The organism is Nonomuraea sp. NPDC049158 (assembly GCF_040648335.1).
Lineage (GTDB): Bacteria > Actinomycetota > Actinomycetes > Streptosporangiales > Streptosporangiaceae > Nonomuraea.
Map to the genome: position 1 here is coordinate 41,472 of NZ_JBEZDM010000056.1, position 10,216 is coordinate 51,687.

Genomic DNA, 10,216 nt, shown 5'->3' on the forward strand with positions numbered 1-10,216 from the left:
TGTCTTGAGCGAGCAGCGTCGCTTCCTCGCCGACCTGGTGCACGACCTGACGGTCGAAGTCCTGCGGACCGTGCTCCCCGACGCCCCCGACGCGGTGGATCCCCAGCGCGGCTTCAGGGAACTGGGACTCGACTCGCTGGCCGCCGTCGAGCTGCACGACCGCCTGGCCCAGGCGGTCGGCGCGGAACTGCCGGTCACGATCGCCTTCGACCACCCCACCCCTGAGGCGGTCGTCGACTACCTGTTCACCGAGGTGCTCGGGCTGACCGACACGGAGACAGTGGAAGTCGATCCGGTCCCCGCCGGGGCGCGGGCGGACGAGCCCCTCGCCATCATCGGCGTCGGCTGCCGCTACCCGGGCGGGATCACCACGCCCGAAGAGCTGTGGCGGCTCGTCGCCGAGAGCGGGGAGACCCTCACCGGGTTCCCCGTCGACCGGGGCTGGGACCTCGACCGGCTGTTCGACGACGACCCGGACGCCCCCAACACCACCTATGTCCGCTCGGGTCACTTCCTGCACGACGCCGGTGAGTTCGACGCCGACTTCTTCGGCATCAACCCGCGTGAGGCCGTCGCCATGGACCCCCAGCAGCGGCTGGTGCTCGAAGCCTCCTGGGAGGCGTTCGAGCGGGCGGGCATCGACCCGCGCACGCTGCGCGGCAGCCAGGCCGGCGTGTTCATCGGCGCCGAGCCGCAGGACTACGGCCCCCGGCTGGACAAGGCGCCGGAAGAGGTCGAGGGCTATCTCGTGACGGGCAACGCGCCGAGCGTCGTGTCCGGCCGGATCGCCTACGCCCTCGGTCTCGAAGGGCCCACGCTCACCGTCGACACCGCCTGCTCCGCCTCCCTGGTCGCCCTGCACCTGGCCTGTCAGGCGCTGCGCAACGGAGAGACCGACCTCGCGCTGGCCGGTGGCGTGACCGTGATGTCCACCCCCGGCACCTACACCGCGTTCAGCCGGCAGCGGGTGCTCGCCGCGGACGGCCGGTGCAAGGCGTTCGCCGCCTCCGCCGACGGCACCGGCTTCTCCGAGGGCGTCGGGATCCTCGCGGTCGAGCGGCTGTCGGACGCGCGCCGCCGGGGTCACCCCGTGCTCGCGGTCATCCGGGGCTCGGCGATCAACCAGGACGGCGCGAGCAGCGGCCTGACCGCGCCGAACGGTCCTTCCCAAGAGCGCGTGATCCGGCGGGCGCTGGGCAACGCGGGCCTGTCTCCGGCCGACGTCGACGTGGTCGAGGCGCACGGCACCGGCACCAAGCTGGGCGACCCGATCGAGGCGCACGCCCTGATGGCCACGTACGGCCGCGACCGGGGCGAACGCGGGCCGCTGCGCATCGGCTCCCTCAAGTCGAACATCGGGCACACCCAGGCGGCGGCCGGCGTCGCCGGGGTGATCAAGATGGCCATGGCCATGCGCCATGGCGTGCTGCCGCGCACCCTGCACGTGGACGAGCCGTCGCCGTACGTCAACTGGTCCCTCGGCGCGGTCGAACTGCTCACCGAGCACCGGCCCTGGCCCGCGGGCGGTGCCCCGCGGCGAGCCGGCGTCTCCTCCTTCGGCGTGAGCGGCACCAACGCGCACCTGATCCTGGAGGAGCCGCCCGTAACAGCCACCCCGGATGGGGACGGCGGTCCGCCCCCGGCCGTCGTCCCCCTGGTGTTGTCGGGCAAGGCGCCTGAGGCGCTGCGCGCGCAGGCCGCCCGGCTGGCGGCCCATCTGGCGGAACACGAGGACCTTCGCCCAGTCGACGTCGCCCACTCGCTGGTGACCTCGCGCTCGACCTGGCAGCACCGCGCGGTGGTCGCCGCCGGCGACCGGACCGACCTGCTCGCCGGGCTGACCGCTCTGTCCGAAGGCGAGCCCGCCGCCGAGGTGACCGAGGGCGAGGCCACCGCGGAGCGCCGCGCCGTCTTCATCTTCCCCGGCCAGGGCTCGCAGTGGGCCGGCATGGCGGTGGACCTCCTGGACACCTCCCCGGTCTTCGCCCGGAGCATGGCGGAGTGCGCGGCGGAGATCGAGACCCACGTCGACTGGCGGCTGCTCGACGTGCTGCGCGGCGAGCCGGGCGCGCCCTCGCTGGAGCGGCTCGAGGTCGTCCAGCCGGCGCTGTTCGCGGTGATGGTGTCGGTGGCCGCCCTCTGGAAGTCGCTGGGCGTGCGGCCCGCCGCCGTCGTCGGCCACTCCCAGGGCGAGGTCGCCGCCGCGTACGTGGCCGGCGGGCTGACCCTGGCCGACGCCGTACGCGTGATCGTGCTGCGCAGCCGCCTGTTCGCCGAGCGCCTGGTGGGCAAGGGCGCGATCGCGGCCATCGCCGCGGCGGCCGGCGAGGTGGAGGAACGGCTGGCCCGCTGGGACGGACGGCTGTCCATCGGCGCGAAGAACGGCCCCTCGTCGTGCACCGCGGTGGGCGACGAGCAGGCGCTCGCCGAACTCGTCGCCGAGTACGAGGCGGCGGGCGTCCGCGCCCGCCTCCTGGCCAGCACCGTCGCCTCCCACTGCGACCAGGTCGACCCGCTGCGCGAAGAGCTGACCCGGCTGCTCGAAACCGTGTCCCCGACCCCAGGAGACGTGCCGTTCCACTCCACCGTCACGGGTCAGGTCCTGGACACCGGCGAGCTGACCGCCGAGTACTGGTTCCACAACGCCCGCCAGCCGATCGAGTTCCAGGCCGTGATCGAGGGGCTGCTCGCGGGGGGACACGACGCGTTCCTCGAAATGAGCGCCCATCCGGTGCTCGTGATGAGCGTGCAGGACACGATCGAGGAGGCCGGGGCCGACGCGTTCGCCGGCGGCACGCTGCGCCGCGGGGAAGGCGATCTGCGGCGCGTGCTGACCTCGGTCGCCGAGGCGTACGTGCGCGGCGTGGCCGTCGACTGGGACGCCCTCCTCCCCGGCGCGCGCCTGGTCGATCTGCCCACGTACGCCTTCCAGCACCAGCACTACTGGCTGGAGACCCGCGGCTCGGCCGGTGACGTGGCCTCGGCGGGGCTGACCGACGCCGGCCATCCGCTGCTGGGCGCGGCCGTGACGCTCGCCGAATCCGGCGGCGCCCTCCTGACCGGCCGGCTCTCGGTCCAGCTGCACCCCTGGCTGGCCGACCACGCGGCCGCGGGCACGCCGCTGCTGCCCGGCACCGCCTTCGTCGAGCTCGCCATCCGGGCGGGCGACCAGGTCGGCTGCGGCCTGCTGGAGGAGCTGACGCTGGAGGCCCCGCTGGTCGTACCCGAGCGCGGCGGTGTGTGGCTGCAGGTGTCCGTCGGAGCGCCCGAGGAGGCGGGACGACGCGGCATCACCGTGCACTCACGGGCGGAGGACGCCCCGGCCGACGCGCCGTGGATCCGCCACGCGAGCGGGTACGTCGCCCCCGATGACTCTCCCGAGGTCTTCGACCTGGCCCAGTGGCCGCCGGAGGGAGCGACCGCCGCCGACCTCGACGGCCTGTACGAGCGGCTCGCCGACGCCGGCTATGGCTACGGCCCGCTGTTCCAGGGGCTGAAGGCGGCGTGGCTGCGCGGTGAGGAGGTCTTCGCCGAGGTCAGGCTGCCCGAGCAGGCGACCCGCGACGCCGAGCTGTACGGCCTGCACCCGGCGTTGCTCGACGCGGCGCTGCACGCGGGGTCACTGCTGGACCCCGCCGACGATCGCCTGAGCCTGCCCTTCGCCTGGACCGGGGTGTCCCTGCGCGCCACGGGCGCGGCGGCCGTACGGGTCCGGCTGTCGCCATCGGGCCCCGACACCCTGTCGCTGTGGCTGGCCGACGCCTCGGGTGCGCCCGTCGCCGCGGTGCGCTCGCTGGTCTCGCGGCCGGCCTCGGCGCAGCAGCTCTCCGCCGCCTCGGTGGCCCATGGCGATTCGCTGTTCCGCGTCGAGTGGACGGCGGCGCCCGCCGCTCAGCCGACGTCGGCCGAGGGCGCCGCGGTGCTCGGGCCGGACCCGTACGGTCTGCGCCGGGCGGGCGTCGCGAGCGCCGAGTTCGCGGACCTGGCGGCGCTGACCTCGGCGGATCCACTCCCCGACACCGTGTTCGTGAGCTTCCGGTCGGACAGCGTGAGCTTCTCGCCGGACGGCTCCGAACCGTTCGTGAGCGTCGGGTCGGACGGTTCCGAACCGGGAGAAGTGGTGGGTGGCGCGCGGTCGGCCACGCATCGGGCGCTGGGGCTCGTACAGGCTTGGCTGGCCGACGATCGGCTGACCTCGGCGCGGCTCGTCGTGGTGACCCGCGGCGCGGTTGCGGCGGGGCCCGACGCGGAGGTACGGGACCTGGCGAGCGCGCCGGTCTGGGGCCTGCTGCGGTCCGCGCAGTCGGAGCACCCCGGCCGGTTCGTCCTGCTGGATCTGGACGACTCCGACGTGCCGGTGCCCGCCGTGCTCGCGGCGCTCGCCGAACCGCAGCTGGCCGTGCGATCCGGCGAGGTGCTGGTGCCCAGGCTGGCCCGCGCGGCCACCAAGGACACGCTGGCCCTGCCCGTGGGCGTCGCGGAATGGCGCCTGGACGCGGCGGTCAAGGGCAGCCTGGACGGCCTGTCCCTGGTTCCGTGTCCGGAGGCGGCCCGGCCGCTGGCGCCGGACGAGGTGCGGGTGTCGGTGCGGGCGGCCGGTCTCAACTTCCGCGACCTGGTCGTCACCCTCGGCATGGTGCCCGAACACGGCGAGCCCATCGGCGGCGAGGTCGCGGGCGTGGTGCTGGAGGTGGGCTCGGCCGTGGCCGATCTGGCGCCCGGTGATCGGGTGCTGGGGCTGCTGGACGGGGCCTTCGGCCCGGTGGGAGTGACGGATCGGCGGCTGCTGGCCCCGATGCCCGCCGGTTGGTCGTTCGCGCAGGCGGCGTCGGTGCCGGTGGCGTTCCTGACCGCCTACTACGGGCTGGCCGATCTGGCCGACCTCAAAGCAGGTGACCGGGTGCTGGTGCACGCGGCCGCCGGTGGGGTCGGCATGGCGGCGGTACAGCTCGCCCGGTCCTTCGGCGCGGAGGTGTTCGGTACGGCGAGCCCCGGCAAGTGGGCGTCGACGACCCTGGACGACGAGCATGTGGCCTCCTCGCGGACGCTGGAGTTCGCGCAGAAGTTCGGCCAGGTCGACGTGGTGCTCAACTCGCTGGCCGGGGAGTTCACCGACGCCTCGCTGGACATGCTGTCCGGGGGCGGCCGGTTCCTGGAGATCGGCAAGACCGACCTGCGCGAACCCGGCCAGGTCGCCGACGCGCACCCCGGCGTGCGCTACCTCCCCTACTCCCTGATGGAGGCCGGTCCCGACCGCCTGGGCGAGCTGCTGGCCGAGGTGATGGCCCTGTTCGAGCGGGGCGCGCTGGAGCTGCCGCCGGTCCGGGTCTGGGACGTGCGGCGGGCCGGTGAGGCGCTGCGGTTCATGTCGCTCGCCCGGCACACCGGCAAGATCGTGCTGTCGATGCCGCCCACGTTCGGCGGCGGCGGGACGGTGCTCGTCACCGGCGGCACGGGCGGCCTGGGCGCGCTGGTGGCCCGCCATCTGGTGACGGTGCACGGCGTACGGGACCTGCTGCTGGTGAGCCGGTCCGGGATCTCGGCGACCGGAGCGCCGGAACTGCTGGAGGAGCTGTCCGGGGCGGGCGCGCGGGTGCGCGTCGTGGCCTGTGACGTGGCCGATCGGGCGGCGCTGGCCGAGGTGCTGGCCGAGGTACAGACCCCGCTGCGTGGGGTGGTGCACACCGCCGGGGCATTGGACGACGGCGTGGTGGCCGCGCTGACGCCGGAGCGCGTGGACGCGGTGCTGCGGCCCAAGGTCTCCGGAGCGTGGAATCTGCACGAGCTGACGCGGGAACTCGACGTGTCGGCGTTCGTGCTGTTCTCCTCCGCGGCCGGTGTCCTGGGCGATGCCGGACAGGGCAACTACGCGGCGGCGAACGTGTTCATGGACGCGCTGGCGGCCCACCGCCGTGCCCACGGCCTGGCCGCGGTGTCGCTGGCCTGGGGCTTCTGGGAACAACGCAGCAACATGAGCGCCCATCTGCAGGACGCCGACATAGCGCGGATGGAGCGGTCGGGCGCCCGCGGCCTGTCCTCCGAGGACGGGCTGGCGCTCTTCGACGCCGCTCTGACGGTGGACGAAGCCCTGCTGGCGCCGATCCGCCTCGACCTCGCCGCGATGCGCCGCGACCCCGCCGGGGTCCAGCCGTTGCTGCGCGGCCTGGTCCACGCGCCCGCGCAGCGGGGCGTCGCGGCGGGCGCCGTACCCGGCGGTGTCGCCTCCGCGCTGGAGCAGCAGCTGGCCGGGCTGCCCGAGAACGACCGCGACCAGGTGCTGGTCTCCCTGATCCGGGCGCAGGCCGCCACCGTGCTCGGCCACGCCGACGCCGGCTCGGTGGACGCCGGCCGGGCGTTCAAGGAGCTCGGCTTCGACTCCCTGACCGCCATCGAGCTGCGTAACCGGCTCAACGCCGCCACCGGGTTGCGGCTGCCCGCCACCCTGGTCTTCGACTATCCGACGCCCGCCGCGCTCGCCCAGCACATCAAGGGCAAGCTGCTCGGCGCGGCGGCCCCCGTCGCGCCGGTCGCCACCCCGGCCGCCCCGCTCGACGACGATCCGATCGTCATCGTCGGGATGGGCTGCCGCTATCCCGGCGGCGTCGACTCGCCGGAGGCGCTGTGGCGCATGCTCGCCGACGGCCGGGACGCGATGTCGGAGTTCCCCGCCGACCGCGGCTGGGACCTGGAGCGGCTCTACGACCCCGACACCGAGAGCGCCGGCAGCAGCTATGTGCGGGTCGGCGGCTTCGTGTACGAGGCCGGAGACTTCGACGCGGCCTTCTTCGGGATCTCGCCGCGTGAGGCCCTGGCCACCGACCCGCAGCAGCGGCTGCTGCTCGAAGCCGCCTGGGAGACCCTCGAACGCGCGGGCATCGACCCCGGCGACCTCAGGGGCAGCTCGACGGGCGTGTTCGTCGGCGCCTCCGCCACCGGCTACGGCACCGGGCCCGGGCCCGTGCCCGAGGAGGTGGAGGGATACCTGATCACCGGCAACTCCAGCTCGGTGATGTCCGGCCGCGTCGCCTACGCGCTCGGTCTTGAGGGTCCGGCCGTCACTCTGGACACGGCGTGCTCGTCGTCCCTGGTCGCGCTCCATCTGGCCTGCGAGTCGCTGCGCCGTGGCGAGAGCACGCTCGCGCTCGCCGGCGGTGTGACCGTGCTGTCCACGCCGGAGATCTTCGTGGAGTTCAGCAGGCAGCGGGGTCTGGCGCGGGACGGGCGCTGTAAGGCGTTCGCGGAGGCGGCGGACGGTACGGCGTTCGCCGAGGGCGTGGGCCTGCTGCTGCTGGAGCGGTTGTCGGACGCGCGCCGCAACGGCCACCAGGTGATGGCGGTCGTACGAGGGAGCGCGATCAACCAGGACGGCGCGAGCAACGGGCTGACGGCGCCCAACGGGCCGTCCCAGCAGCGGGTGATCCGCCAGGCGGTGGCCAACGCCGGGCTCGGCCTGGCCGACATCGACGCGGTCGAGGCCCACGGCACCGGCACCACGCTCGGGGACCCGATCGAGGCGCAGGCGCTGCTGGCCACGTACGGACAAGACCGTCCCGAGGATCGGCCGCTGTGGCTGGGCACGGTCAAGTCCAACATCGGGCACACCCAGTGCGCGGCCGGCGTCGCCGGGGTGATCAAGATGGTCCTGGCGATGCGGCACGGCGTACTGCCGAAGACGCTGCACGTAGACGCCCCGTCCTCGCACGTGGACTGGTCGGCGGGCGCGGTGTCGCTGGTGACCGAGGCGACCCCCTGGCAGGACCGCGATGGTCGGCCACGCCGGGCGGGCGTGTCGTCGTTCGGCATCAGCGGGACCAACGCGCACGTGGTGATCGAGGGCGTGCCGGTCGAGGAGCCGGTTCTGGACGACGCGCCGGTTCTGGACGACGCGCCGGTTGGTGATGCGCCGGCGCCGGTGGTGGTCTCCGCGCGTGGCGCGGACGCGGTGCGGGCGCAGGCGGAGCGGCTGCGGGACTTCGTGACGGCTTCCGAGGACGTGAGCCCCGCGCGGGTGGGTTACTCGCTGGTCAGAACCCGGCCGCTGCTGAGCCATCGCGCCGTCGTGGTAGCGGCCGATCGGGCGCAGCTGGTCGCGGGTCTGGCGCGGGTCGCCGAAGGAGCCGAGCCGGTCGACGTCGTGAGCGGTCCCGGGGACACAGAGGGCGCCGGGCTGGGCTTCATGTTCACCGGCCAGGGGAGCCAGCGGGTGGGGATGGGCCTGGAGCTGACCAGGGCGTTCCCCACGTTCAAGGACCACCTGGAGGCGGTCGCGGCGGGCTTGGACCGCCATCTGGACGTGCCCCTGACCGAGGTGATGTGGGGCAGACCGGACCTCCTGGACCAGACGCTGTACGCCCAGACGGGGCTGTTCGCGGTGGAAGTGGCCCTCTATCGGCTCCTGGAGTCGTGGGGGATGGTGCCGGACTACCTGATGGGCCATTCGGTGGGCGAGCTCGCGGCCGCGCATGTGGCGGGCGTGCTGTCACTGGAGGACGCGTGCGCGCTCGTGGCGGCGCGGGGCCGGCTGATGCAGAGCCTCCCGCCGGGCGGGGCGATGCTCGCGGTCGCGGCGGGAGAGGGAACGGTCGCCAAGCTGCTGGCCGAGCTCTCCGACGTGGCGGGCCAGGTGGAGATCGCCTCGGTGAACGGACCGGCCTCGATCGTGGTCTCGGGCGACGAGCCCGCGGTGGAGCGGGTGGCGGCGGAGTTCGGCCGGCGCGGGTTGAGGTGCCGGCGGCTGCGGGTCAGCGACGCGTTCCACTCCCATCGCATGGAGCCGATCCTCGGCGCCTTCGGCGAGGTGGCCGCCGGACTGGAGTACCAGGACGCGGCGATTCCGGTGGTGTCGAACCTGACCGGTGAGCCGGTGTCGCGGTTCTCGGCCGAGTACTGGGTGCGGCACGTGCGTGAGCCCGTACGGTTCGCCGACGGCGTCGCCTTCCTGCGCGAGCGGGGCGTGCGTACCCTCCTGGAGCTGGGTCCCGACGCGGTGCTGTCGGGGCTGGTACAGGAAGGCGTACCCGAGCGGGAATCCGCGCCGGTGGCGGTGCCGGTGCTGCGGCGCGACCGGGACGAGGCCGGGCAACTGGTCACGGCCGTCGGCCGGGCGTACGCGCGCGGCGCGAAGGTGGATTGGGACACCTTCTTCGCCGGAGCCGGGCGGGTGGATCTGCCCACCTACGCCTTCCAGCGCCGCCACTACTGGCTGCGGCTCGCCCACCACGGCGGCGATCCCGCCTCGCTCGGGCTCGAGGCCGCCGCTCACCCGCTGCTGGGCGCCGCGGTCGAGCTGCCCGACACCGGTGGGTCGCTGTACACCGGCAGGCTCTCGCTGGCCGGTCACCCCTGGCTGGCCGATCACCGGATCCTCGGCACCGTACTGGTTCCGGGTACGGCCTTCGTCGAGCTCGCCGTCGCGGCCGGTCACCAGGCCGGGTGCGATCTCGTCGAAGAGCTGACCCTGGAGGCTCCCCTCGTGCTGGGGGAGCGGGACGCCGTCACGATCGAGGTGATCGTCTCCGGGCCCGACGACTCTGGCCGCCGTACGGTGACCGTCTACTCGCGGGCCACCACGGGCGAGCGGCCCTGGACCCGGCACGCCACCGGGACGCTCGCCGTCGCGGACCAACGCCCCGCCTTCGACCTGGCCGAATGGCCGCCGCCCGGCGCCACGCCCATCGACGTCGGCGACCTCTACGCGCGGCTGGCGGTCGAAGGCACCGAATATGGTCCCGCCTTCCGGGGACTGCGCGCGGCCTGGCAGCGTGACGGCCAGGTGTTCGCCGACATCGAGCTGCCCGACGGCGTGGTGGCGGACGCGGGCAGCTTCGGCCTGCATCCCGCGCTGTTCGACGCCGTGCTGCACGCCATCGGGCTGGCGACCGAGGATCCCCGGGACGGCAGGGCGATACCGCCCGGGGATCCTCGGGTCGGCTTGGCGACGGTGGCCGACCGTCCGGGAGTTGAGCTGCCCTTCAGCTGGAGCGACGTCAGCCTGTACGCGACCGGCGCCACCGCCGCCCGCGTCCGGGTGTCCGCCGACGGCTCGGGTGCGCCGCTGCTGACCGTGGCGGACGCGACGGGTGCGCCGCTGGCCAGCGTGGGCTCGCTGGCCATGCGGCCGGTCTCCGGCGCCGGGGGGGGGGCCGCCCCGGGCGGGGGGGGGGCCGCGCCGGGACCCGGGGTGTGGTGGCGGGGGGGCGGCGGGGGCGGGCGCGGC

General features: G+C 74.4%; 1 protein-coding gene. It reads left to right on the plus strand.

What is annotated here, in order from left to right:
* Positions 1-4: 4 nt before the first annotated feature.
* Positions 5-10,216 (plus strand): SDR family NAD(P)-dependent oxidoreductase (locus tag AB0B61_RS53830; protein ID WP_358449449.1); only part of this gene is annotated, 10,212 nt, incomplete at its 3' end.